Source organism: Rhizobacter sp. SG703, from assembly GCF_012275445.1.
GTDB lineage: Bacteria > Pseudomonadota > Gammaproteobacteria > Burkholderiales > Burkholderiaceae_C > Rhizobacter.
This window is the reverse complement of sequence record NZ_JAAZQK010000017.1, coordinates 52901-74814: the sequence shown is the minus strand read 5'-3', so window position 1 is coordinate 74814 and position 21914 is coordinate 52901. Positions and strand designations below refer to the sequence as shown.

At 68.8% G+C, this 21914-nt stretch carries 21 protein-coding genes and 2 tRNA genes; 17 read left to right on the top strand and 6 right to left on the bottom strand.

Going from position 1 to position 21914, the window contains the following annotated elements; all coding sequences use genetic code 11:
- Positions 1-145: 145 nt before the first annotated feature.
- The 4 genes from cysC to FHT26_RS28145 all read left to right on the top strand — a co-directional run bounded on the left by cysC (position 146) and on the right by FHT26_RS28145 (position 3589).
- Positions 146-826, top strand: a complete 681-nt coding sequence (gene cysC, locus FHT26_RS28160) for an adenylyl-sulfate kinase (RefSeq protein WP_168563386.1) — start codon at positions 146-148, stop codon at positions 824-826.
- Positions 823-1836 (top strand): hypothetical protein, encoded by a 1014-nt coding sequence (locus FHT26_RS28155; protein WP_168563385.1) that lies wholly within the window; start codon positions 823-825, stop codon positions 1834-1836. The genes cysC and FHT26_RS28155 overlap by 4 nt, the downstream gene beginning before the upstream one ends.
- Complete coding sequence (locus FHT26_RS28150) at positions 1833-2924, top strand: sulfotransferase family protein (RefSeq protein ID WP_168563384.1); 1092 nt, start codon at positions 1833-1835, stop codon at positions 2922-2924. Before FHT26_RS28155 ends, FHT26_RS28150 begins: the two co-directional genes overlap by 4 nt.
- A 296-nt stretch (positions 2925-3220) precedes the next feature.
- Complete coding sequence (locus tag FHT26_RS28145; RefSeq protein WP_168563383.1) at positions 3221-3589, top strand: hypothetical protein; 369 nt, start codon at positions 3221-3223, stop codon at positions 3587-3589.
- A 73-nt stretch (positions 3590-3662) separates the two neighbouring features.
- Here FHT26_RS28145 and FHT26_RS28140 read toward each other — a convergent pair whose 3' ends face one another.
- From FHT26_RS28140 to hrcA, 3 genes are all read right to left on the bottom strand, one after another.
- The gene (locus FHT26_RS28140; RefSeq protein WP_490362820.1) at positions 3663-4259 is read right to left on the bottom strand and encodes a tRNA-uridine aminocarboxypropyltransferase; all 597 of its coding nucleotides are present in this window, start codon (positions 4257-4259) and stop codon (positions 3663-3665) included.
- A gap of 152 nt (positions 4260-4411) precedes the next feature.
- A tRNA-Ile gene (locus tag FHT26_RS28135) sits at positions 4412-4488 on the bottom strand.
- A 92-nt stretch (positions 4489-4580) separates the two neighbouring features.
- Positions 4581-5603 (bottom strand): heat-inducible transcriptional repressor HrcA, encoded by a 1023-nt coding sequence (gene hrcA, locus FHT26_RS28130; protein WP_168563381.1) that lies wholly within the window; start codon positions 5601-5603, stop codon positions 4581-4583.
- A gap of 69 nt (positions 5604-5672) precedes the next feature.
- Here hrcA and FHT26_RS28125 point away from each other — a divergent pair, with 69 nt between their 5' ends.
- Genes FHT26_RS28125 through FHT26_RS28110 form a run of 4 tightly spaced genes read left to right on the top strand, consistent with a single transcriptional unit; the run spans position 5673 to position 9868 of the window.
- A complete protein-coding gene (locus FHT26_RS28125; protein WP_168563380.1) occupies positions 5673-6545 on the top strand; it encodes an NAD kinase in 873 nt (290 codons plus the stop codon).
- 7 nt (positions 6546-6552) lie between these two features.
- The gene (recN, locus tag FHT26_RS28120) at positions 6553-8250 is read left to right on the top strand and encodes a DNA repair protein RecN (RefSeq protein ID WP_210427634.1); all 1698 of its coding nucleotides are present in this window, start codon (positions 6553-6555) and stop codon (positions 8248-8250) included.
- On the top strand, positions 8247-9218 hold the full coding sequence (gene rapZ, locus FHT26_RS28115; protein ID WP_168563379.1) for an RNase adapter RapZ: 972 nt from the start codon (positions 8247-8249) through the stop codon (positions 9216-9218). The genes recN and rapZ overlap by 4 nt, the downstream gene beginning before the upstream one ends.
- Positions 9219-9247: 29 nt before the next feature.
- A complete protein-coding gene (locus tag FHT26_RS28110) occupies positions 9248-9868 on the top strand; it encodes an LON peptidase substrate-binding domain-containing protein (RefSeq protein ID WP_168563378.1) in 621 nt (206 codons plus the stop codon).
- Between the two features lie 20 nt (positions 9869-9888).
- On the opposite strand, the gene mutY is transcribed toward FHT26_RS28110, so the two are convergent.
- The 3 genes from mutY to mutM all read right to left on the bottom strand — a co-directional run bounded on the left by mutY (position 9889) and on the right by mutM (position 13905).
- Positions 9889-10959, bottom strand: coding sequence for an A/G-specific adenine glycosylase (gene mutY, locus FHT26_RS28105; protein ID WP_168563377.1), 1071 nt, complete (start codon positions 10957-10959; stop codon positions 9889-9891).
- Between the two features lies 1 nt (position 10960).
- The gene (locus FHT26_RS28100; protein ID WP_168563376.1) at positions 10961-12940 is read right to left on the bottom strand and encodes a dynamin family protein; all 1980 of its coding nucleotides are present in this window, start codon (positions 12938-12940) and stop codon (positions 10961-10963) included.
- Positions 12941-13077: 137 nt separating this feature from the next.
- The gene (gene mutM / locus FHT26_RS28095) at positions 13078-13905 is read right to left on the bottom strand and encodes a bifunctional DNA-formamidopyrimidine glycosylase/DNA-(apurinic or apyrimidinic site) lyase (protein WP_168563375.1); all 828 of its coding nucleotides are present in this window, start codon (positions 13903-13905) and stop codon (positions 13078-13080) included.
- Positions 13906-14037: 132 nt separating this feature from the next.
- Here mutM and FHT26_RS28090 point away from each other — a divergent pair, with 132 nt between their 5' ends.
- From FHT26_RS28090 to FHT26_RS28050, 9 genes are all read left to right on the top strand, one after another.
- Positions 14038-15894: a tetratricopeptide repeat protein gene (locus FHT26_RS28090; protein WP_246868136.1), complete on the top strand. Its 1857-nt coding sequence runs from the start codon at positions 14038-14040 to the stop codon at positions 15892-15894.
- The gene (locus FHT26_RS28085; protein WP_168563374.1) at positions 15891-16430 is read left to right on the top strand and encodes a lipoprotein insertase outer membrane protein LolB; all 540 of its coding nucleotides are present in this window, start codon (positions 15891-15893) and stop codon (positions 16428-16430) included. The genes FHT26_RS28090 and FHT26_RS28085 overlap by 4 nt, the downstream gene beginning before the upstream one ends.
- A 15-nt stretch (positions 16431-16445) precedes the next feature.
- Positions 16446-17324 carry a 4-(cytidine 5'-diphospho)-2-C-methyl-D-erythritol kinase gene (gene ispE / locus FHT26_RS28080; RefSeq protein ID WP_168563373.1) on the top strand — a complete coding sequence of 293 codons (879 nt, stop codon included), beginning with the start codon at positions 16446-16448 and terminating at the stop codon, positions 17322-17324.
- 48 nt (positions 17325-17372) lie between these two features.
- Positions 17373-17449, top strand: a tRNA-Gln gene (locus tag FHT26_RS28075).
- A 139-nt stretch (positions 17450-17588) separates the two neighbouring features.
- Positions 17589-18551, top strand: coding sequence for a ribose-phosphate pyrophosphokinase (locus tag FHT26_RS28070; RefSeq protein ID WP_056809748.1), 963 nt, complete (start codon positions 17589-17591; stop codon positions 18549-18551).
- Positions 18552-18658: 107 nt separating this feature from the next.
- Complete coding sequence (locus FHT26_RS28065; RefSeq protein WP_168563372.1) at positions 18659-19300, top strand: 50S ribosomal protein L25/general stress protein Ctc; 642 nt, start codon at positions 18659-18661, stop codon at positions 19298-19300.
- A gap of 158 nt (positions 19301-19458) precedes the next feature.
- On the top strand, positions 19459-20808 hold the full coding sequence (locus FHT26_RS28060) for a peptidase inhibitor family I36 protein (RefSeq protein ID WP_168563371.1): 1350 nt from the start codon (positions 19459-19461) through the stop codon (positions 20806-20808).
- 45 nt (positions 20809-20853) lie between these two features.
- Positions 20854-21492, top strand: coding sequence for an aminoacyl-tRNA hydrolase (pth, locus tag FHT26_RS28055; protein WP_168563370.1), 639 nt, complete (start codon positions 20854-20856; stop codon positions 21490-21492).
- A complete protein-coding gene (locus FHT26_RS28050) occupies positions 21489-21911 on the top strand; it encodes a hypothetical protein (RefSeq protein WP_168563369.1) in 423 nt (140 codons plus the stop codon). Before pth ends, FHT26_RS28050 begins: the two co-directional genes overlap by 4 nt.
- Positions 21912-21914 lie beyond the last annotated feature (3 nt).

The window sequence follows — 21914 nt, the reverse complement described above, 5'->3', positions numbered from 1 at the left end:
GAGACGCAGCAGGCGCTGCCGGTCGAGGCCTACGAGTCGAACCGCGTCGGCGGCTCGCTGATCATCGTCGACCCGGCGACCAACCGCACCAGCGGGGCATTGCTGGTCAATGAACGTTCGCCTTCCTGAGAGGCTTGCTCGCGCCATGACTCCTTCCACGCATTCCCTTGTCCGGTCGCGTCCGTTCCATGCCGACGCCGATGCCCCTGCGGCGGCACGCGTCGCGACATGTCTCAACGTGGTGAAGCACCCGAGCCTGGTCTCGGCGGCTGAGCGGCGCACCTTGCTGCGCCAGCAGCCGGCGACGATCTGGCTGACAGGCCTCAGCGGCGCGGGCAAATCCACGCTGGCCTATGCGGTGGAGCGCCGGCTGCACGCCCAGGGGCACCTGGGATTCGTGCTGGACGGCGACAACATCCGCCACCATCTCAGCAGCGATCTCGGCTTCTCGCCCGAGGAACGGCGCGAGAACATCCGGCGTGTCGCGGAAGTTGCCGCCCTGATGAACGACGCGGGGCTGATCGTGTTCACGGCGCTCATTTCGCCGCGTCAGGAAGACAGGGAACAAGCCCGGTCCATCATCGGCGACGCGAGGTTCATCGAAGTCCATGTCAGCACGGCGCTGGCCGTCTGCGAAGCACGGGACCCGAAAGGTCTCTACGAAAAGGCTCGCACGGGCGCCATCCCCCATTTCACCGGCGTGTCGTCACCTTACGAGACCCCGCAGTCTCCCGCGCTGCGCATCGACACCGACCTGCACAGCCCCGATCAATCGGCGGAGAAGCTGATGGACTTTCTTGTCGGTCGCTGTGCCATCGCGTCATGACGTCGATCCAGCCATTCGCATCGCAGGACCGCCCGGTCTACCTGCCGGCGGTGGACCTGTTCAATGGCGATGCCGACGGCATCTGCAGCCTGCACCAATTGCGCATGGCCGAGCCGCGTGAAGCGCAGCTCGTCAGTGGCGTCAAGCGCGACATCGATCTGCTGGGTCGGTGGGGCGACTCGAACCCGCCCAGCGACCTGACCGTGCTGGACGTGTCGTTCGACAGGAACGAAGCCGGCGTGCGCCGCGCACTGGAGGCCGGCGGGCGCGTGCGCTATTTCGATCACCATTCGGCACGCAGCCTGTTCTGCCACCCGCGGCTGGAAAGCCACATCGATCCCTCCGCGGCCGTCTGCACGGCCTTGCTGGCAGACCGCCACCTGGGCGGCCGCTTTCGCGAGTGGGCCATCGTGGGTGCCTTCGGCGACGGCTTGTTCGAGGTGGCGCGCCGTCTTGCCTCGCAACGCGGTCTCGGCACGAACGAGACGGCCAGCCTCGAGCAGCTGGGGCAGCTTCTCAACTACAACGCCTACGGCGAAGCCGTGGAAGACCTGCACTTCCCGCCAATCGACCTCTACCGGGCGGTGCACCACTTCGAGAGCCCCTTCGGTTTCATCGCCGATGCGGACGAATACCGCCGCCTGGCCGCCGGCCGCGCCGACGATCAGCATCACCTCGAGACGCTTGCGCCCCATTGGCGAAGCACCGATGGCGACGTCTACCTGCTGCCGGGCACGGCATGGGCCCGGCGGCTTTCCGGAACGCTGGCGAACCGCCTCTCGCGCGACGAACCGCACCGGTCGTTCGCGGTGCTCACGCGCCGTTCGGACGGTCACTTCCTGGTCAGCGTCCGCTCGCCTGCGCAGTGCAGGCCGGCGGAAGCGTTGTGCCGACTCTATCCAGGTGGCGGTGGACGGCATGCGGCCGCCGGCATCGATCGGCTGCCGGCGAACGAACTGGAGCAGTTCATCGCCGACTTTTCAAACCACATCACAGGGAAACCATCATGACCCGTCAGCCAGCCACCTCCACGTCCAATCCGGGCCGTCCCCGCCCGCTCCTGATGGTGCCGTTGCGTCGCTGCGGCAGCCACGCGCTGAGACTCCGGCTGAATTTCAGTGACGGGTTCTATTCGCCGTATCCGCTGCACATCGTCGATTTCATGCCGCTGGTTCCCCTGTACGGCGACCTGGCCGAGGACCGCAACTACTTCCAGCTCGTCGTCGACGTCGTCGGCTTGCAGGCCGCCAGCATGGTGAAGTGGCCCGACGTGGCGTTCGATCCGGGCGAGATCTTCGACGCCATCAAGGACGAGAAGCGCAGCGTGCATCGCGTGGTGTGGGAGCTGCTGCTGCGCAGCGGCGAACAGCAGCACGCCCGCGTCGTGATGGACAAGTCGCTCGACAGCATCCACTACGCCACCGAGTTGATGGAGCTCTTCCCGGACATGCTGTTCCTGAACGTGGTGCGGGACCCGCGCGCCCAGGTGGCGTCGATGAACCGCGCGATCATCCACGACTTCGACAGCACGCTCAATGCGATGACGTGGGTCGCCGCGCACGATGCAGCCCAGCGCCTCGTCCACACGCATCCAGAGCGCGTGCTCACCATCCGGTACGAGGATTTCCTCGCCGACCAGGAGCTTGTGCTGCGCGGCATCTGCGACTTCATCGGCCTGGACTTCCTGCCGCAGATGCTGGACGTGGCGGCTTCCACCGAAGCACGGCAGATGTCGAAGCTGTCGGATCTGTGGTCATCCAACTGCTTCGGCCCCATCCCGGCAAACCGGGACAAGTTCAAGAGCCAGCTGAGCGTCGACGAGATCGAGATCATCGAAACGGTGGCGAAGGAGCACATGCGCTCCTACGGTTATGAATTCATGACCGACGCGAACGCTCCGGTTCCGGACGAAGCGGTTCTCGCATCGCGCGCGCAACGGTCCGCCGTGGGCCGGGCACAGGCCTGGAGCCAACTCAGCAGCACCAACTACCGCGACTTCGTTCTGCGGCGCGTCAGGGCCGACCACCTTGCCGCCGTGCGCGAGCGCTTGAACGTCGCACACCAATCCCGGTTGCATGCCGCAGCTGCAGCCACATGACGTGATGGCCATTGCAATTCATGCCAGGTCGGGCGACGCTCGCGGCGCCCGTTTTCGATCGCGAGAGAGGGGGCGGCGGGACGCGTCGAATCGCTGCGAATCGGTTGGTGTAGCCCACCGACTTGGCACAGACCGGGCAGTTCGAAGGTCCGGCAACGGACACCGTCCAGCAGCGACCGATTGCGATGGGATCGCATGGCCGCAGGCTCTTTCGGGATGATCAAATGGTCGGGAAGACTGGCATCATTCAGTCTCCAGCGCAGCGCGCACCTTGCATTTCCACCAGTTGATCCCCGATGCGAACCTTCACGAAACTCAAACTTCTCGCGCTCAGCGGATTGACGCTCACCTTGTTCATTTGCGCGAATGAGTCCAACGCCGCCTATGTCTGCGCAGGCAAGATCGATGCAATCAGTCAACCCTACGAGGGGTCAGTGCAGCTACTGTCTGCTCAGCTGTATGGCGACAGCACGCCGCGCACGATATGCAATTTGAAGTCGGCATGGAATGGTGTAGACCCAGCCACGTGCAAAGGTTGGCTCGCCGCGCTCCTGTCAGCGAAAGCGATGAGTTCTGTCGTCAATATTCAATACAACGACACAACGACGGCTTGTCCTCAACAGGCGGCGTACGGCAATGCCAGCGCACCATGGGCGATTTGGTGACGCTGAAACCTGACCTCTCGTCGAATGTTGAATGCCTGCTTGCTGGCGCCGAGTTCGACGGTCGTCATGTCTGCTACGCCTCGACCGATTTCGCCTGAGGCCGCTGGCGGGCCGCAACCCCCGCGACGAAGAGGCCGAATGCGTCGAGCAGTGGCGCGGCGTCGAAGGATCGGCCCTCCAGCGTCGCCAGCGCCTGCACGGTCGCCTCCAGTGTCGAGACCTGGTCGGCTCGCCGCGCCGCGCGAATCGCGCGGTAACGGGTCGGCGCCGGTGCGTCCAGCGACAGCCGCGGCAGCGCTGCCAGGGCCGGATGCTCCAGAAGCATGCGCAGGCTCTTGCGCCACGTCGCATCGATGACCACCAGACGCACCGACGCACCCGCCGCCGTCCCGGCGGCCAGCGACGCCGGGGCCATGGGCACGTCCGGGTAGAGCAGCCGCGTGTCCATCCCGGGCCTCTGCAACAGCGCCGCCAACGCCCCCGGCTCGAAACGCTCGCCAACGACCACTTCGCAATGCGCCAGGGACAGACGCAGCAGCGCGACGCTGTTCTTGGCCTGCCGCTGTTCCCGCGGATGCTGCAGGACCAGCACTTCGGTGCGATGGGCGGTCGCCCGTGTCAGCGCACACAAGCAGGTTGCCTGCGGCCGCAGGCAACGCGCGCAAGCCACGCGGCAGAGGGTTGACGTACCGTTCACGCCGGCATGGTCGCACGCCGGCTGATCGGCCAGGTCGACACGAAGGCGTGGAAGGCTTTGGCGACGCTGTGGCTATGTCGGAAGATCGAGGCTCCTGGCCAACAGCGCCAAGTCCTCGATCGCATTGGTAGGCCGTGTTGGACTTGAACCAACGACCAAAGGATTATGAGTCCTCTGCTCTGACCAACTGAGCTAACGGCCCCCGGGGAGAGCGCCGATTGTAGGTGCGGGGTCCAGCGCAGGCAGCGGTGCAGATGACCCGAGCCCCGTGCGCCTCGCAAGTCGATGCGCGAACTATTTCTGGCTCAGCGCATTCGACACCAGCCGCGACGTGATGTCGACGATCTGGATCATCCGGTCGTAGGCCATCCGCGTCGGCCCGATCACCCCCAGCGTGCCGACCACCTGACCGTTCACCTCGTACGGCGCCGACACCACCGACAGCTCCTCGAACGGCACCACCATGCTCTCGCCGCCGATGTAGATGCGCACGCCCTCGGCGCGGCTGCTCACGTCGAGCAGGCGCATCAGCTGCGTCTTCTGCTCGAACAGGTCGAACAGCTTGCGCAGCGAACCCATGTCGCTGCTGAAGTCCTGCACCGTCAGCAGGTTGCGCTCGCCGGAGATCACCACCTGCTCCTGGCTGTCGGCCATCGCCTCGCTGCCGGCCTGCACCGCCGCCTGCATCAGCGCCGCGATCTCGCCGCGCAATGCATCGACCTCGCTCTTCAGACGCTCGCGCACTTCTTCGATCGTCAGGCCGGCGTACTGCGCGGTCAGGTAGTTGCTCGCTTCGATCAGCTGGCTCTGCGTGTAGTCCTGCGCGGTGAAGATCACCCGGTTCTGCACGTCGCCATCGGGCGCCACCAGGATCACCAGCACCCGCTTCTCCGACAGCCGCAGGAACTCGATGTGGTGGAACACGCTCGCCTTGCGCGGCGCGGTGACCACGCCGACGAAGCTCGACAGGCTGGACAGCAGCTGCGCCGCGTTCGCGATCACCCGCTGCGGCTGGTCGGGGTGCAGTTGCGGCTGCTCGATCGCGGGCGTCGCTCGCGCCAGGTCGAGCGGCTGCGCGGTCAGCATCGTGTCGACGAACAGGCGGTAACCACGCGCCGTCGGGATGCGCCCCGCACTGGTGTGGGGGCTCGCGATCAGCCCCAGCTCCTCCAGGTCGGCCATCACGTTGCGGATGGTGGCCGGCGACAGGTCGAGCCCGGAAGCCCGCGACAGGGTGCGCGACCCCACCGGTTGTCCGTCGGCGATATAGCGTTCGACCAGCGCTTTCAGCAGTGTTTTGGCTCGCTCGTCCAGCATGGTTTCATTGTAGGCGCGAGGCCGGTTTGCGCCCCGGTTCCCAGGGGGCGCTGTGGTGTAATCCCGCGCATGCCGACCCGTTTTCGACACGCAGCGCTGGTGGGAAAGTACCAGGCCCTCGGCATGCGCGGGGTGCTGCAGGACATCGCGCAATTCCTGGGCCGGCAAGGCCTCGAGGTCTCGCTCGAAGCCGAAACGGCACTCAACACCGGCATGACCGACTACCCGGCGCTGACGCCCGACCAGCTTGGCCAGCACTGCGACCTCGCGGTGGTTGTCGGCGGCGACGGCACGATGCTCGGCATCGCCCGCCAGCTCGCCCGCTTCAACCTGCCGCTGGTCGGCATCAACCAGGGCCGCCTGGGCTTCATCACCGACCTGCCGATCGACCAGTTCGAGGAAGCCCTCGCGCCGATGATCGCCGGCGACTATGAAGAAGAACGCCGCACCATGCTCGAAGGCGGCGTCTGGCGCGACGGCCGGGTGATCTTCGAAGGCATCGCGATGAACGACGTGGTCGTCAGCCGCGGCGCCACCGCCAGCATGGTGCAGCTGAAGATCGACATCGGCGACGAATTCGTCGCCAACCACCGGGCCGACGGCCTGATCGTCGGCTCGCCGACCGGCTCCACCGCCTATGCGCTGTCGGCCGGCGGCCCGATCCTGCACCCGGGCATCGCCGGCTGGGTGCTGGTGCCGATCGCGCCGCACGACCTCTCCAACCGCCCGATCGTGCTGCCCGACATCGGCGAGATCTGCATCGAGATCCTCGCCGGCCGCGATGCGAGCGTCAGCTTCGACATGCAAAGCCTCGCGAGCCTGCTGCACGGCGACCGCATCGTCGTGCGCCGCTCGGCGCACCAGGTGCGCTTCCTGCACCCGCGCGGCTGGAGCTACTACGCCACGCTGCGCGGCAAACTGCACTGGAACGCCGGACTGTGACCCCATCATGCTGAAACGACTCGCGCTGCGCGACTTCGTCATCGTGACCTCGCTCGAGGTCGAACTGGCCGGCGGCTTCTCGGTGCTGACCGGCGAGACCGGGGCCGGCAAATCGATCCTGATCGACGCGCTGCAGCTCGCGCTCGGCAGCCGCGGCGACGCCGGCGTGGTGCGCGAAGGCGCGGCCCGCGCCGACATCACGGCCGAGTTCGACGCGCCCGCCAGCCTCGCGGCCTGGCTCGACGACGCCGGCTTCGACAGCGCCGACACGCTGCTGCTGCGCCGCGTCATCGATGCGCAGGGCAAGAGCCGCGCCTGGGTCAACGGCAGCCCGGCCACCGTCGCGCAGCTGCGCGAGGCGGCCGATCACCTGGTCGACATCCACGGCCAGCACGCCTGGCAGAGCCTGACCCGCAGCGCGTCGGTGCGCGCATTGCTCGACGCCTATGCCGGTGTCGACGTCGCGCCGCTCGGCGCGGTCTGGTCGCGCTGGAAGGCCGCCGGCGATGCGCTCGACAAGGCGCGCAGCCAGCAGGCCGACCTCGAACGCGAGCGCGAGCGCCTGGCCTGGCAGATCGGCGAGCTCGACAAGCTGGGCCCCGAAGCCGACGAGTGGGAGACGCTGAATGCCGATCACCAGCGGCTGTCGAACTCGCAGGCGCTGATGGACGCCGCCCGCCACGCGCTCGACGCGCTGAGCGAGGCCGAGGTCAACGCCGAATCGCTGACCAGCGCCGCCGCCGAGGCGCTCGGCAACGTGGCCGAGTTCGACGCCCGCCTCGCCGGCGTGGCCGAGGTGCTGCAGAGCGCGCAGGCGCAGCTGCAGGACGCGGCACACACGCTCAGCGGCTACCTGCACCACACCGAGCTGGAGCCGGAGCGGTTGCAGGAACTCGACGAGCGCCTGTCTGCCTGGGTCAGCCTGGCGCGCCGCTACCGCCGCGCGCCGGCCGAGCTGCCCGCGCTGCTCGACCAGTGGAAGGGCGAGCTGCGCGCGCTCGACGCCGCCACCGACCTCGACGCGCTCGACGCGGTGCTCGCGCAGGCGCATGCCGCGTTCAGCGCCGAGGCGAAGCGCGTGTCTGCGGCGCGCAAGGCGGCGGCGCCGAAGCTGGCGGCCGCCGTCACGCAGGCGATGCAGCAGCTCGGCATGGCCGGCGGCCGCTTCGAGGTCGCCCTCGCCGCACAGGAAGCGCCGCAATCCTTCGGCCTCGAATCGGCCGAGTTCCTGGTCGCCGGCCACGCCGGCAGCACGCCGCGGCCGATGGGCAAGGTGGCGTCGGGCGGCGAGCTGTCGCGCATCGCGCTGGCGATCGCGGTGACGACCAGCCAGCTGTCGCAAGGCGGCGATGCCGCCGGCACGCTGATCTTCGACGAGATCGATTCCGGCGTCGGCGGCGCGGTGGCCGACACCGTCGGCCGGCTGATGAAGCAGCTCGGCCGCGACCGCCAGGTGCTGGCCGTCACCCACCTGCCGCAGGTCGCCGCCTGTGCCGACCACCATTACGTCGTCTCGAAGCGCACCGAATCCGGCAGCACGCACAGCGACATCGATGCCGTCGCCGGCGAGGTGCGCGTCGCCGAGATCGCGCGCATGCTGGGCGGCGAGCGCCTGTCGGACACCAGCCTCGCGCATGCGCAGGAGATGCTGTCGGTGGCCGCCGACACGATCGCGCCCGCCCCGCGCGGCCGCAAGAAGCCATGAGCGCGCTCCCGCCCGACGCCGCGCCCGACATCGCACCGGCCGCCGAGCCGACGCCGCCCGCCGTCGCGCCGCACGAGGTCGTGCTCGTCACCGGCATCTCCGGCTCGGGCAAGTCGGTCGCGCTGCATGCGCTCGAAGACGCCGGCTTCTTCTGCGTCGACAACCTGCCGCCCGAGCTGCTGCGCGACTTCCTGCGGCTCGAGCACGAGCGCTCGATGCGCCGCGTCGCGATCGCGGTCGACGTGCGCAGCGCCGGCTCGCTGCCCCACCTGCTGCCGCTGATCGCCGAACTGCGTGCCGAAGGCACCGCGATCCGCTCGGTGTTCCTCGATTCGAACACCGACACGCTGGTGCGCCGCTTCTCCGAATCGCGTCGCCCGCACCCGCTGTCGCAAGAGGCGTCGGCGCTGTCGCCCGGCCGCCGCAAGGACGACCGCGCGACCGACGGCCACCGCGCGCTCACTGAAGCGATCGAACTCGAACGCGAACTGCTGGCCGAACTGCGCGAGGTCTCCACCGTCGTCGACACCAGCCAGCTGCGCCCGGCCCAGCTGCGGCTGTGGATGCGCGACCTGGTGAAGGCGATGGCCCACCGGCTGACGCTGGTGTTCGAGTCGTTCGCGTTCAAGCACGGCGTGCCGCTCGATGCCGATTTCGTCTTCGACGTGCGCATCCTGCCGAACCCGCACTACATCCGCGAGCTGCGCCCGCAGACCGGCCGCGATCCCGAGGTCGCGGCCTACCTCGAAGCCCAACCCGAAGTGGCCGAGATGCTGGCCCAGATCGAATCCTTCATCGCCCGCTGGCTGCCGTCGTTCGAACGCGACCAGCGCAGTTATCTGACGGTGGCCATCGGTTGCACCGGTGGCCAGCACCGCTCGGTCTACCTGACCGAATCCCTGGCGAAGCGATTTGCCGCGCGCAGCGGTACATTGATTCGCCACCGCGAGCTCGACGCCCGCGATTGAGAACGCGGCCCACCCGGCCGCGCTGTTGAATGACTGCTGACATCCCCACCACCGACATTCCGTTGTTCCCGCTTCAGGCGGTGCTGTTTCCTGGCGGGCTGCTCAGCCTGAAGGTGTTCGAAGCGCGCTACCTCGACCTGATGAGCGCCTGCCTGCGCGAGAACAAGCCGTTCGGCGTCGTCGCGCTGCGCCAGGGCGGCGAGGTGCGCAAGCCGGGCGAGCCGGTCGCGCTCGAAGGGACCGGCACGCTGGCCGAGCTGATCGACGTCGACAGCGCGCAGCCCGGCATCCTGCAGGTGCGCTGTCGCGGCACGCGGCGCTTCGGCGTGAACCGGATGCACCAGCAGGCCGACGGCCTGTGGCTGGCCGCGGTCGAGATGCTGGCCGACGACGAGGTCTCGCTGCCGGTGGACGCGATGATCGAGACGGTGCGCGGGCTGGCCAACGCGATCGCGACGCTGAAGCAGCAGGGCGCCGAACCGTTCCTGAAGCCGTTCCTGTTCGACAACGCCGGCTGGGTCGCGAACCGCTGGTGCGAGATCCTGCCGATCTCGCTGGCCGCCAAGCAGAAGCTGATGGAGCTGCCCGACGCCGCCGTGCGGCTTCAGCTGGTCGACGAATTCCTGCGCAGCAAGGGCGTCGTCAAGTAGGCGCCGTCAATCAGGCGACATCAAGCAGGCGGCGTGCTCGTCAGCAGCTTGCGCAGCGGGGCCGGCAGGCCCATCGCAAGTGCCTCGGGCAGCGTGACCCAGTCGCCGCGTTGCTCGCCGTCCGCCAGCGTCGCGGTGATCGCGGCCACGTCGGCCGCCTCGGCATCGGCGGGCAAGGTCCAGCGCACCGGCTGCAAGGTCCAGTCGAGGTGCGTCAGCACATGCGTGAACATCGGCAGCCCCTGCGGCGTGCCGGGCCAGTCGGCCGACGCCGCGTCGAGCGCCTCGGGCGTGTCGAACTCCGGCAGGCTCCACAGACCGGCCCACACGCCGCTGCCGGGCCGCTGCAGCAGCCACAGCCGTTCGCCCCATTGCAGCCACAGCCAGGCGTTGCTGCGCCGGCCGCGCTTCAGCTTGCGCGTCTTCACCGGGTAGCGCTCGGGCGCGCCTTCGCGCAAGGCCTGGCAGCCGGCCTGCACCGGGCACAGCAGGCAGCTCGGCGAGCGCGTGACGCAGATGGTGGCGCCGAGGTCCATCAACCCTTGCGTGTAGGCCTCGATGCCCTCATCGGGCAACTGGCGCGTGGCCTCGTCCCACAGTGCGCGCTCCTGGCGCGCCTCGGCCAGGTCGCCGTCGAAGCCGAGGAAGCGCGTCAGCACGCGCTTGACGTTGCCGTCGAGGATCGCGACCCGCTCGCCGAAGCAGAACGCCGCGATCGCCGCCGCGGTCGAGCGGCCGATGCCCGGCAGCTGCTGCAGCACCGCGCTGCTGCGCGGGAACGCGCCGCCGTGCTCGGCCACCACCGCCTTCGCGCAGGCGTGCAGGTTGCGCGCGCGGCTGTAGTAGCCCAGGCCGCTCCACAGTGCGAGCACGTCGTCCTGCGACGCGGCAGCCAGCGCCCGCACATCGGGAAAGCGTTCGAGGAAGCGCGCGTAGTAGCCCAGCACCGTGCTGACCTGGGTCTGCTGCAGCATGATCTCGGACAGCCACACGCGGTACGGGTCGCGCGTCTGCTGCCACGGCAACGCGTGGCGGCCGTGCGTCCGCTGCCAGGCGATCAGCGGCTTCGCGAAACGGTCTTGAAGAGACAACTCAGGCTTGAGCCGCGTACAGCGGCATCGCGCCGCTCGGCGATGTGCTCGCGACGCCGGTCAGCTCGCGCTGCGCCTGCTGCTTGAGGCGGTTGCCGAGCTCGGTGCTGCGCGCCTGCAATTGCTGCAATTGCGCGTCCTGCGCTTCCAGCTCGGCCAGGCGCTGCTCCAGGTCGCCGGCGGCCGACTGGATGCGCTCCAGCGCTTCGCGGCGGCGGCGGAACCCGCGGCGACGTTCGCGCAGCTGCGAATCGACCTGGGCCGATGCGGTCTTGTTCCACAGCTCGAACTCGCCGCTGGCGTTCTCGAACACCACGCGCAGCTTCGACACCAGCATGCGGCGGAACTGCTCCATGAACTTCGGCTGCGACAAGCGCAGCGCCTGCGTCAGCCCGAGGTACTGCACGTAGTTGCGCTGGATCAGCGTCAGGTCGTTGACGAAGCGCCCCATGTCGGGCATCGGCGTGATCGCCAGGCTGAAGCCGAATTCGGCGTTCAGCTTCGCGAACGACGCGCCGAGCATGTCGTGGATCTCGGTGCCGCGCACCTGCGCCGCTTCGAGCAGCTCGCGCAGGCGGCCGCACAGCGCGATGAAGGCCTTCTTCGCGCCCAGATGCAGCAGCGACGCGGTCATCGCGTTCTGCATCTCGATCACTTCCTGGCGCAGGCGGTCGCTGGTCAGGTCGAGCAGCGCGTTCTTCAGCATGCGGCTGTGCACCATGCGCATCGCCTGCAAGCGTGCGGTGCACTGCTCGAACTCGGCGGTCTCGGCCTGTACGCGCTCGAGCATCATGCGCACCTTGGCGCCGCTCTTGCCGCGCAGCCCGCGCAACTCGAGCACCTGCTCGGCCATCTGCCGGCGGCGGTCGCCCAGGCGCCGGTTGACCTGCGCCTCCATGCGCTGCGCGGATTCCATCACCGTCTGCTGGAAGGCCTCGCGGCGCTGCGGCAGCAGCTGCGCGCCGAGCGCTTCCTCGAGGAAGGGCAGGCGGCTCTGCGCGAGGCCGGCAGCATCGCCGTCGATGCGCGCGGCCAGCGCCTGGCGCGCCGACAGCGGGAACACCCGCTCGCTCGCGACATCGAGCGTGCGCGCGGTCGACTGGCGTTGCTGCTCGATCTGCGCCTGCACATGCTCGACGGTGGCCAGCGGGTCCAGCAGCGCGTCGATCTTGTTCAGCACGACGAAGGCCGAGCTGGACGGCGAGCCGAGGTGGTCGCGCCAGATCGTCATGTCGGATTTGGTGACGCCGGTGTCGGCGCCGAGGATGAAGACGATCGCGTGCGCCGCCGGCAGCAGGCTCAGCGTCAGCTCGGGTTCGGCGCCGATCGCGTTCAGGCCCGGCGTGTCCAGCACCACCAGGCCGCGCTGCAGCAGCGGGTGCGGGTAGTTGATCATCGCGTGGCGCCAGGCCGGCACCTCGACCTCGCCGGCGTCGTTGGTCGGCGGGTTGTCCTCGCCGTTGTCGTCGCTCCAGAAGCCGAGCGCGCGCGCATCGTCGACCGACACCCACTGCGTGCGCATCACCTCGCGCAGCGCCTCGGTCAGCTGGTCGGGCGACTGGATGTCGAGCGGGATGTGGCCCCAGGCCTTCGGCTGCCCGCGCAGTTCGGCCAGCGACAGTCCTTCGAGGCGGGTCGCGATCGGCAGCAGCGCGAGCGCCGGTGCCTCGCCGGCTTCGTAGCCCAGCTCCACCGGGCACATCGTCGTGCGGCCCGGCGTGGCCGGCAGCACGCGCCGGCCGGTGTCGGAGAAGAAGATCGCATTGATCAGCTCGGACTTGCCGCGCGAGAACTCCGCGACGAAGGCCACCACGAGCTTCTCGCCCACCAGGTTGCGGCGCAGTGCATCCAGCGCCTCGCTGGCCGCGGGATCGGCCAGGTCGTTGTCGGTCAGGAAACGGCTGTATTCGTCGAGCCGACGTCCGATCGACTGTCGCCACTGGCCCAGCTCATCGACACTGCTAGCAAAGGAAGTTGACATGGGGTGGGCGGGCGCGCAAGAAAGTGGCGCGCCGCGCTTTCATGGTAGCGCATGGTCGTCTGACGACCTCCCCTCGAAACAACTGGACACCCGCGACCCGCGGGAAGTGTCGATTCCTTGGGGATTGAACCGCTCGCTCAGCGTTGACAGTGCGGGCAGAAGAAGGTCGAGCGCTGCCCTTGCACGATGCGGCGGATGGTCGTCGCGCACACGCCGCAGGGCTCGCCCTCGCGGCCGTAGACGCCGGCCTGCAGCTGGAACGCGCCGGCCATGCCGTGCGCGTCGCGAAAGTCGCGCAGCGTCGAGCCGCCGAGCGCGAGCGCCCGCGCCAGCGTGTCGCGCACCGCGGCAGCCAGCCGCTCGGCGCGCGGGCGGCTCAGCCGGTCGCTGCGCAGCCGCGGGTTGATGCCGGCGGCGAACAGCGCCTCGCAGGCGTAGATGTTGCCGGCGCCGACGACGATGTCGCCGCCGAGCAGCGCCAGCTTGACCGCGACGCGCCGCCGCTGCAGCGCCGCATGCAGATAGGCGCCGGTGAAGGCCGGATCGAACGGCTCCAGCCCGAGGCCGGCCAGCAGCTTGCCCGCCGCGCCGCCGTCGAGCCCCTCGGACCAGACCACCGCGCCGAAGCGCCGCGGATCGGTCAGGCGCAGCGTGCCCCGAGTGGTTTCGAGGTCGAAGTGGTCGTGCGCGCCCGGCGGGCCGGGTTGGTCGCTGAACGCGAGCGAGCCCGACATGCCCAGGTGCATCAGCAGCCCGGCCCGGCCGTCGACATCGGCCGACAGCGGCAGCCACAAATATTTACCTCGGCGGCTCGCATCGCCGACGCGCTGTCCGACAAGCGCCTGCGGCTCGTGGCCGAGCGGCCAGCGCAGCGGTTTGCCCAGGCGCACGGCGGTCACGCGGGCACCGGCGATGCGCTCGGCAAAGCTCTGTCGGGTGACCTCGACTTCCGGAAGTTCTGGCATGCAGGGAATTATCGCGACGCGCCCGGGTCGGACCGGCTTCGGGGGCTTGTGCCGCTTGTCCGGGCTCGCCCGGGGTCTTCACGGGCGGCGGTCACCAGACCCTAGAATCATTCACGGTTTCAGGAGCATTGCATGCCGGCCCTTTCCCTCGTTCCCCACGCAGCGCGCACGGCGCTCGCGGCGGCCTGTGCGCTGGCACTGATGACCGGTGCGCAAGCCCAGGTGCCGGCCCAGGGCGACAACGCCTTGCCCGCGCCGGCCGCCGAAGCCGCCAGCGGCGTCGCCCCCGAGCCGTTCGAGAACTCGACGATCGACGCGCCGCTGTTCTACCAGTTGCTGATCGGCGAGATGGAGCTGCGCTCCGGCGAGGTCGGCACCGCCTACCAGGTGCTGCTCGATGCCGCCCGCAAGACGCGCGACCCCGAGCTGTTCCGCCGTGCCACCGAGATCGCGCTGCAGGCGCGCGCTGGCGACCAGGCGCTGGCGGCCGCGCAAGCCTGGCGCAGCGCGATCCCCGAGTCGGTCGAGGCGATGGGCTACCAGGTGCGGCTGCTGATCGCTCTGAACCGGCAGGCCGAGGCCGACGAACCGCTGCGCGCGATGCTCGCCGCGACGCCGCTCGCCGAGCGTGCCGCGGTGATCGCGTCGCTGCCGCGGTTGTTCGCCCGCGCCACCGACAAGACGCAGACAGCGACCCAGCTGCAGGCCTGGCTCGAACCGTCGCTCGACGTGCCCGAGACGCGCGCCGCGGCCCGCGTCGCGATCGGCCGGGCCTGGCTCGCGGCCGGCGACGCGAAGCGCGCGTTCGAGCTGGCGCAGCAGGCACACACGCTGGACCGCACAGCCGAAGGCCCGGCGCTGCTCGCGCTGGAGCTGCTGACGGCCGGGCAACCGGTCGAGCCGCTGATCGCCGACTACCTCGAAGCCCAGCCGAAAAGCAGCTCGTTCCGCCTGCTCTACGCGCGGGTGCTCAATTCCGCGCAACGCTATGCCGATGCGGTGCCGCAGCTCGAAGCGGTGACCCGCGCCGAGCCGCAGCTGCCCACGCCGTGGTTGACGCTCGGCGCGCTGCACCTCGAACTGCGCCACCCGAAGGAAGCCCAGGCCGCGCTGATGCAGTACGTGCAGCGGGCCGGGAACGGCAGCTTCGCGCCGGCGCCGGCTGCGCCCGTGGCGCCCGGCGGCGACGACGATGACGACGAGGCGCCGCCGACCGCCGACCAGGGCCTGGTGCAGGCCTACCTGCTGCTGTCGCAGGCGGCCGAGCAGCAGCGCGATTACGCCGGCGCGGAGGCCTGGCTGAAGAAGGTCGACAGCCCGCAGCGTGCGCTCGAGGTGCAGACCCGGCGCGCGTCGCTGCTGGCCCGCCAGGGCAAGGTCAAGGAAGCGCGCGACCTGATCCGCAAGGCGCCCGAGAAGACGACCGAAGACGCGCGTGCCAAGCTGCTCGCCGAAGCGCAGATCCTGCGCGACGTGAAGCAGTGGGGCGAGGCCAACACGGTGCTCGCGAAGGCGAACCAGCGCTTCCCGAACGATCCCGACCTGCTGTACGAGCAGTCGATGATGGCCGAGAAGCTGAACCGCATGGACGAGATGGAGCGCCTGCTGCGCCGCGTCATCGAGCTGAAGCCCGACCACCACCATGCGTACAACGCACTGGGCTACTCGCTCGCCGAGCGCAACCAGCGCCTGCCCGAAGCCCGCGACCTGATCCGCAAGGCGCTCGACCTCGCGCCGGGCGAGCCCTTCATCACCGACAGCCTCGGGTGGGTCGAGTACCGGCTGGGCAACCGCAGCGAAGCCTTGAAGCTGCTGCAGCAGGCCTACCGCTCGCGGCCGGACGTCGAGATCGCCGCCCACCTCGGCGAGGTGCTGTGGATCAGCGGCCAGCGCGACGAGGCCCGCAAGGTGCTGCGCGACGCCCGCACCCGCGACAACGCGAACGACGTGCTGAAAGAAACGCTCGCGCGGCTGCGGGTCGACCTGTGAGCTTGAGGGGCATCGCGACGCTGCTGGCCGGCGCGCTGCTGAGCGCCTGCACGACGCTGCAGCCGATGGCGCCGACCGCGTCGTCGGAGTCGCTGTCGGGGCGGATGTCGGTGAAGGTCGACGCGACGCCGTCGACCCCGGCGCGTTCGGTCAGCGCGAGCTTCGAGCTGCAAGGCACGCCGCAGGACGGCCGGCTGGACCTGTCGACGCCGCTCGGCACGACGATCGCGCAGGCGCGCTGGTCCGGCCGCAAGGCGCTGCTGACGACCGGCGGCGAGCAACGCAGCTACCCCGATCTCGATGCATTGACGCAGGAGATGCTCGGCGAGAGCCTGCCGATCGTCGCGCTGTTCGACTGGTTGCGCGGCCGCGCCTGGGCCGGGGCGCCGAGCCGCGCGGCCGTGCCGCCGGCCGACGCGGGCTTCCAGCAACTGGGCTGGGACGTCAACCTCGCCCGCTTCGACGAAGGCTGGGTGGTTGCACAACGCGCGCAGGCACCGGCCGTGGTCGTGCGCGCGCGCATCGATCGCCCCTGACATACCTGCTGCCCGATGAGCCTGACCGCCTTGTACGACGTGGCCGCACCGGCCAAGCTGAACCTGTTCCTGCACATCGTCGGCCGGCGTGCCGACGGCTACCACCTGCTGCAGTCGGTGTTCGTGCTGATCGATTGGGCCGACACGCTGCACTTCGAACTGCGCCGCGACGGGCGGCTCGCGCGCCATGACCTGAGCGCCGCGTTGCCGGCCGACGACCTGTGCCTGCGTGCCGCGAGGGCCCTGCAGGCGGCGTCGGGCACCTCGCTCGGCGCCGACATCTCGATCGACAAGCAGGTGCCGTGGGGCGCCGGCATGGGCGGCGGCAGCTCCGACGCGGCCAGCACGCTGCTCGCGCTGAACAAGCTGTGGCGGCTGGACTGGCCACGCGACAAGCTGATGGCGCTCGGCCTGACGCTGGGCGCCGACGTGCCGTTTTTCCTCGGCCAAGGGAGCGCGTGGGTCGAAGGCATCGGCGAAAAACTGACCCCGCTCGACCTGCCGGCCCAATGGCTGGCGGTCGTGAAACCGGCCGCGAGCATCGAAACCCGTGGCATCTTTCTCAGCCCGCTGCTCGTTCGCGACACAGATCCTGTTATAGTCGCAGGCTTCCTTGAGGACGGCGGCATACAAAGCCTTCTCGACGGGTTCGGTCGCAACGATTTGCAGCCCCCGGCCGAGAGCCAGTGTTCCGATGTGGCGCAAGCCGCCCGTCTGCTTGAAGCTCGCTTCGGCAACAGCCGCATGACGGGCTCCGGCAGTGCGGTGTTTTCCAGGGCTGGCATCAATGACTCGCCCACGGCGACAATGCCGACGGATCTGCCGTCGGGTTGGGCGGGTCGGATGTGCCGCAGTCTGGTGCAGCATCCCTTGCAGGGCTGGTGCACCGACTGAGACAGGTTGAAGGTGGATCGCGGTCCGATGGCTGCGGTCAACCGGTGTAGGGGAGTCGCCAAGTTGGTTAAGGCATCGGATTTTGATTCCGACATGCGAGGGTTCGAGTCCTTCCTCCCCTGCCAAATTCTTTGATGTGCCTTGTTTCCCGGTGCTCACACCAGCGCACGCGGGGCTGAAACGGAAGGGTGGGTGCGCTGGACCATGAATGCGCCCTTGCTCGCACCCCGCAACGCACCCCGCCAGAGCGTCGACGGAGGAAACGTGCTTTTCAACACCGTGCTGTTCACCGGCAATGCCAATCCCGCCCTCGCGCAGGAAATCGCATCGCACCTCGGCATCGAACTCGGCAAGGCTTCGGTCGGCCGCTTCTCCGACGGTGAAGTCGCCATCGAGATCCAGCAGAACGTCCGCGCCCGCGACATCTTCGTCGTCCAGCCCACCTGCGCGCCGACGAACGAGAACCTGATGGAGCTGTGCATCATGGTCGATGCACTGAAGCGCGCGTCGGCCCGCCGCGTGACGGCCGTGATCCCCTACTTCGGCTATGCGCGCCAGGACCGCCGCCCGCGTTCGACGCGCGTGCCGATCAGCGCCAAGGTGGTCGCCAACATGCTCGAGGCCGTCGGCGTCGAGCGCCTGCTGACGATGGACCTGCACGCCGACCAGATCCAGGGCTTCTTCAACATCCCGGTCGACAACATCTATGCGTCGCCGGTGCTGCTGTCCGATCTGCAGAGCAAGCGCTATCAAGACCTCGTGGTCGTGTCGCCCGACGTCGGCGGCGTGGTGCGCGCCCGCGCGCTGGCCAAGCAGCTCGGCTGCGACCTGGCCATCATCGACAAGCGCCGCCCGAAGGCCAACGTCTCCGAAGTCATGCACGTGATCGGCGACATCGACGGCCGCAACTGCGTGATCATGGACGACATGATCGACACCGCCGGCACGCTGGTGAAGGCCGCCGAGGTGCTGAAGGAACGCGGCGCGAAGAACGTCTATGCGTATTGCACGCACGCGGTGTTCTCCGGTCCGGCGATCGAGCGCATCAAGGGCTCGCAGCTCGACGAAGTCGTCATCACCAACACCATCCCGCTCAGCGACGAGGGCAAGACCTGCTCGAAGGTGCGTCCGCTGTCGGTGGCATTCCTGTTCGCCGAAACCATCCGCCGGATCTCCGACGGTGAATCGGTGACTTCCTTGTTCGCGGAGCAGAACAGCAACTTCTGATCCGCTGGCAAAGGCCGGGGCCCGTGGGCGCCGGCCACGATCGCCAGGGTCGCAAGACCCTGTTTTCGACACCTGGTCGCGGGTGTCTTCCAATGTTTGGAGTCCACATGAAATTCGTCGCATTCGAGCGCAAGCTGCAGGGGACCGGAGCGAGCCGCCGCCTGCGCTTGGCTGAAAAAGTTCCCGGCATCGTCTACGGCGCCGGCACCCCTTCGATGATCGAACTCGATCACAACGCGCTGTTCCATGCGCTGAAGAAGGAAGCCTTCCACTCGTCGATCCTCGAGATGGAACTGGCCGGCAAGGTCGAGAAGGTGCTGCTGCGTGACTACCAGATGCACCCTTTCCGCCAGATCGTGCTGCACATCGACTTCCAGCGCGTCGATGCCACCACCAAGATCGCGAAGAAGGTGCCGCTGCACTTCATCAACGAAGAAAACTCGCCGGCCGTCAAGACCGACGGCTGCCTGGTGAACCACGTCGTCACCGAGCTGAAGATCCAGTGCCTGGCCTCGCAGCTGCCCGAGTTCCTGACCGTCGACCTGGCCAACCTGGCCAAGGGCCAGTCGCTGCACGTCAGCGACCTGAAGCTGGCCGACGGCATCAAGGTCGTCACGCAAGGCAAGCCGAACCCGGTGATCGTCTCGACTTCGGTGCCGGCTGAAGAAGAAGCCGCTCCGGTGGTGGTGGCTCCGGTGGCCGCGGCCCCGACCAAGGCCAAGAAGAGCGAGAAGCAGAACCGCGGGTAAGACCTCCGGCCTGCTGCTTGCACGAAGCCCCGCTTTGGCGGGGCTTTTTTTTTGCTTTCAGCCGCAATTGAAAGCGGTTTCAGTCGTCACGTTTGAGACACGATTTGCGGCCGCCGATGGACTTACCGTGCAGCCCCATCACCACCCGGGGAGCAAGCATGCCGAGTTCGATCACCCATTCATTGCAGCGCGCCGGCTGGGCCGCGCTGCTGGCGCTGGGGGCCGCGTTCGCCCCCGCCGCGCAGGCGGCCGACGCCGACGCGGTGTGCCTGTACGAGCACGTCGACTACCAGGGCGCATCGACCTGCAGCGGCAGCAGCAGCGGCTGGATCGGCAGCGCGTGGAACGACCGCGCATCGTCGATCAAGGTGCGCAGCGGCTACCAGGTCGAGCTGTTCGAGCATGCGAACTACGGCGGCCGCTCGCTGAAGCTGGCGGCCGACAACGCCAACCTGGTGCCGCTGGGCTTCAACGACTTCGTCTCGTCGTACAAGGTCACGCAGACCGCCGGCTGCGGCGCCGTCGACTGGGTCGAGGGCACCGTCTACCGCACCGTGGGCACCATCGTGCGCTACGTGCCGAACGGCAACTACTACAAGCTGGTCAACGTCACCGCGAACGGCAGCGACGCGACCAACCCGACGATCAGCACCTGGTACTGGCAGCCGACCTCCTGCGGCGGCGGGGGTGACACCGGCGGCCTGCCGACCAAGGTCGCTGGCGGCTACTACCCCGACTGGAAGCCGTCGCCGCTGCGCATCCGCGACCTGCCGGCGAACTACAACCTGGTGTACCTGTTCGCCGCGCGCCCGGTCGGCGGTGCGCCCGGCACGACCGGCGCGGTCACCTGGAGCGCGCCCGGCGACGGCCGCGGTGCCGCGACCAACCTGAAGGCGGACATCCAGTACGCCCGCACGACGCAGGGCCGCAAGATCATCCTGTCGGTCGGCGGCGCCGGCAACGGCATGAGCTTCCCGAACCGCGCGAAGTCGCAGACCTTCGTCGACAGCATCGTCGGCATCGCGAACCAGCTCGGCGGCCTCGACGGCATGGACTGGAACACCTTCGAAGGCAGCCAGGCGCCGGACACCAACGAGATGATCTGGATCAGCCTCGAGCTGAAGCGCCGCTTCCCCGGCTTCGCGATCAGCGCGCCACCGGCGCCGTGGAACTCGGTCGACAAGGTGTTCTGCAAGTCGATGGTGGACGCCGGCGCGATCGACTACTGCGCGCCGCAGTACTACGACGGCCCGAACCTGGCCGACGCAGCCTACGTCGTCAGCAGCATCAAGGAATGGGTCGGGCTGCTCGGCGCCGAGCACGTGGTCGTCGGCTTCGGCATCAATGCCGGCGTCACGAACTACATGACGCGCCAGCAGGCAATCGACACCTGGAACCAGGTCAAGGCCAACCACCCGACGATCCGCGGCGCGTTCGACTGGGAGATCGGCACCGACGAGACGCAGGGCTGGCCGTTCGCGAACGGCGTCGCTCCGCTACTGAAGTAAACCTGTACCGGTCCGGCGCGCCGGGCCCCAGTCGATAATCCGCGGATGATTCGACTGATGGTGGGCCTCGGCAACCCCGGGCCGGAATACGAAGCGACCAACCACAACGCCGGTTTCTGGTGGATCGATGCGGTCGCGCGCGAATGGAAGGCCTCGCTCGTGCCCGAGCGCAGCTACTTCGGGCTCGTCGCGCGGGTCAACCGCCCCGACGGGCCGGTCTGGCTGCTGGAGCCGCAGACCTACATGAACCTGTCGGGCAAGTCGGTCGCGGCGCTGGCGCGCTTCTTCAAGATCGCCCCCGACGAGATCCTGGTCGCCCACGACGAGCTCGACCTGATGCCTGGCCAGGCCAAGTTCAAGCGCGGCGGCGGCCACGCCGGCCACAACGGGCTGCGCGACATCCATGCGCAGCTCGGCACCGCCGACTACTGGCGGCTGCGGCTCGGCATCGGCCACCCCGGCGTGAAGGCCGAGGTCATCGACTACGTGCTGCGCAAGCCCAAGCCGGAGGCGCGTGACGCGATCCAGGAGACGATCGCGAAGACGATGACCGTGCTCGACCTGATCGCCGCCGGCGAGATGGAGCGCGCAACGATGAAGCTGAACGCGAAACCCCCGCGCCCGAAGCCGCCGCGGCCCGCGGCGCCGGATGCCCCTGGCGTCCCCACGGAGAAAGCCGAATGAAGCGCGCGCTGGTCGCGACGCTGTGGGCCGTGTCGGTGGCGATGACGGGCACCAGCGCGCTGGCCGGGCCGACCGTCTACCGCTGCGGCCCGGATCGCAATGTCTACTCGCAACTGCCCTGCACCGATGGCGAGGCGGTCGACGCGCGCGACGGCCGCACGGCGAAGCAGCGCGCCGACGCCGAGGCGGCGGCCCACCGACAGGCCGAGGTCGGCTCGAAGATGGAACAGGACCGGCTCGCGCGCGAAGCGGCCATCCGGCCGTCGAGCGCGATGAACCTCGCGCCGGTCGCGCACGCGGCGTCGGCACCGAAGGCCAGCCCCGCGAAGGGCAAAACGAAGAAGGCCAAGGGCCACAAGGCCACCGACGACGACCTGCGGATCATCGTGCCGGCCGCCAAGGGCAAGCCGGCGAAGTGACCC

Excerpts from the sequence above, each read along its gene's own strand:
- cysC (WP_168563386.1), top strand. The coding sequence starts at position 146 with ATGACTCCTTCCACGCATTCCCTTGTCCGGTCGCGTCCGTTCCATGCC.
- FHT26_RS28155 (WP_168563385.1), top strand. The coding sequence starts at position 823 with ATGACGTCGATCCAGCCATTCGCATCGCAGGACCGCCCGGTCTACCTG.
- FHT26_RS28150 (WP_168563384.1), top strand. The coding sequence starts at position 1,833 with ATGACCCGTCAGCCAGCCACCTCCACGTCCAATCCGGGCCGTCCCCGC.
- FHT26_RS28145 (WP_168563383.1), top strand. The coding sequence starts at position 3,221 with ATGCGAACCTTCACGAAACTCAAACTTCTCGCGCTCAGCGGATTGACG.
- hrcA (WP_168563381.1), bottom strand. The coding sequence starts at position 5,603 with ATGCTGGACGAGCGAGCCAAAACACTGCTGAAAGCGCTGGTCGAACGC.
- FHT26_RS28125 (WP_168563380.1), top strand. The coding sequence starts at position 5,673 with ATGCCGACCCGTTTTCGACACGCAGCGCTGGTGGGAAAGTACCAGGCC.
- recN (WP_210427634.1), top strand. The coding sequence starts at position 6,553 with ATGCTGAAACGACTCGCGCTGCGCGACTTCGTCATCGTGACCTCGCTC.
- rapZ (WP_168563379.1), top strand. The coding sequence starts at position 8,247 with ATGAGCGCGCTCCCGCCCGACGCCGCGCCCGACATCGCACCGGCCGCC.
- FHT26_RS28110 (WP_168563378.1), top strand. The coding sequence starts at position 9,248 with ATGACTGCTGACATCCCCACCACCGACATTCCGTTGTTCCCGCTTCAG.
- FHT26_RS28100 (WP_168563376.1), bottom strand. The coding sequence starts at position 12,940 with ATGTCAACTTCCTTTGCTAGCAGTGTCGATGAGCTGGGCCAGTGGCGA.
- mutM (WP_168563375.1), bottom strand. The coding sequence starts at position 13,905 with ATGCCAGAACTTCCGGAAGTCGAGGTCACCCGACAGAGCTTTGCCGAG.
- FHT26_RS28090 (WP_246868136.1), top strand. The coding sequence starts at position 14,038 with ATGCCGGCCCTTTCCCTCGTTCCCCACGCAGCGCGCACGGCGCTCGCG.
- ispE (WP_168563373.1), top strand. The coding sequence starts at position 16,446 with ATGAGCCTGACCGCCTTGTACGACGTGGCCGCACCGGCCAAGCTGAAC.
- FHT26_RS28065 (WP_168563372.1), top strand. The coding sequence starts at position 18,659 with ATGAAATTCGTCGCATTCGAGCGCAAGCTGCAGGGGACCGGAGCGAGC.
- FHT26_RS28060 (WP_168563371.1), top strand. The coding sequence starts at position 19,459 with ATGCCGAGTTCGATCACCCATTCATTGCAGCGCGCCGGCTGGGCCGCG.
- pth (WP_168563370.1), top strand. The coding sequence starts at position 20,854 with ATGATTCGACTGATGGTGGGCCTCGGCAACCCCGGGCCGGAATACGAA.
- FHT26_RS28050 (WP_168563369.1), top strand. The coding sequence starts at position 21,489 with ATGAAGCGCGCGCTGGTCGCGACGCTGTGGGCCGTGTCGGTGGCGATG.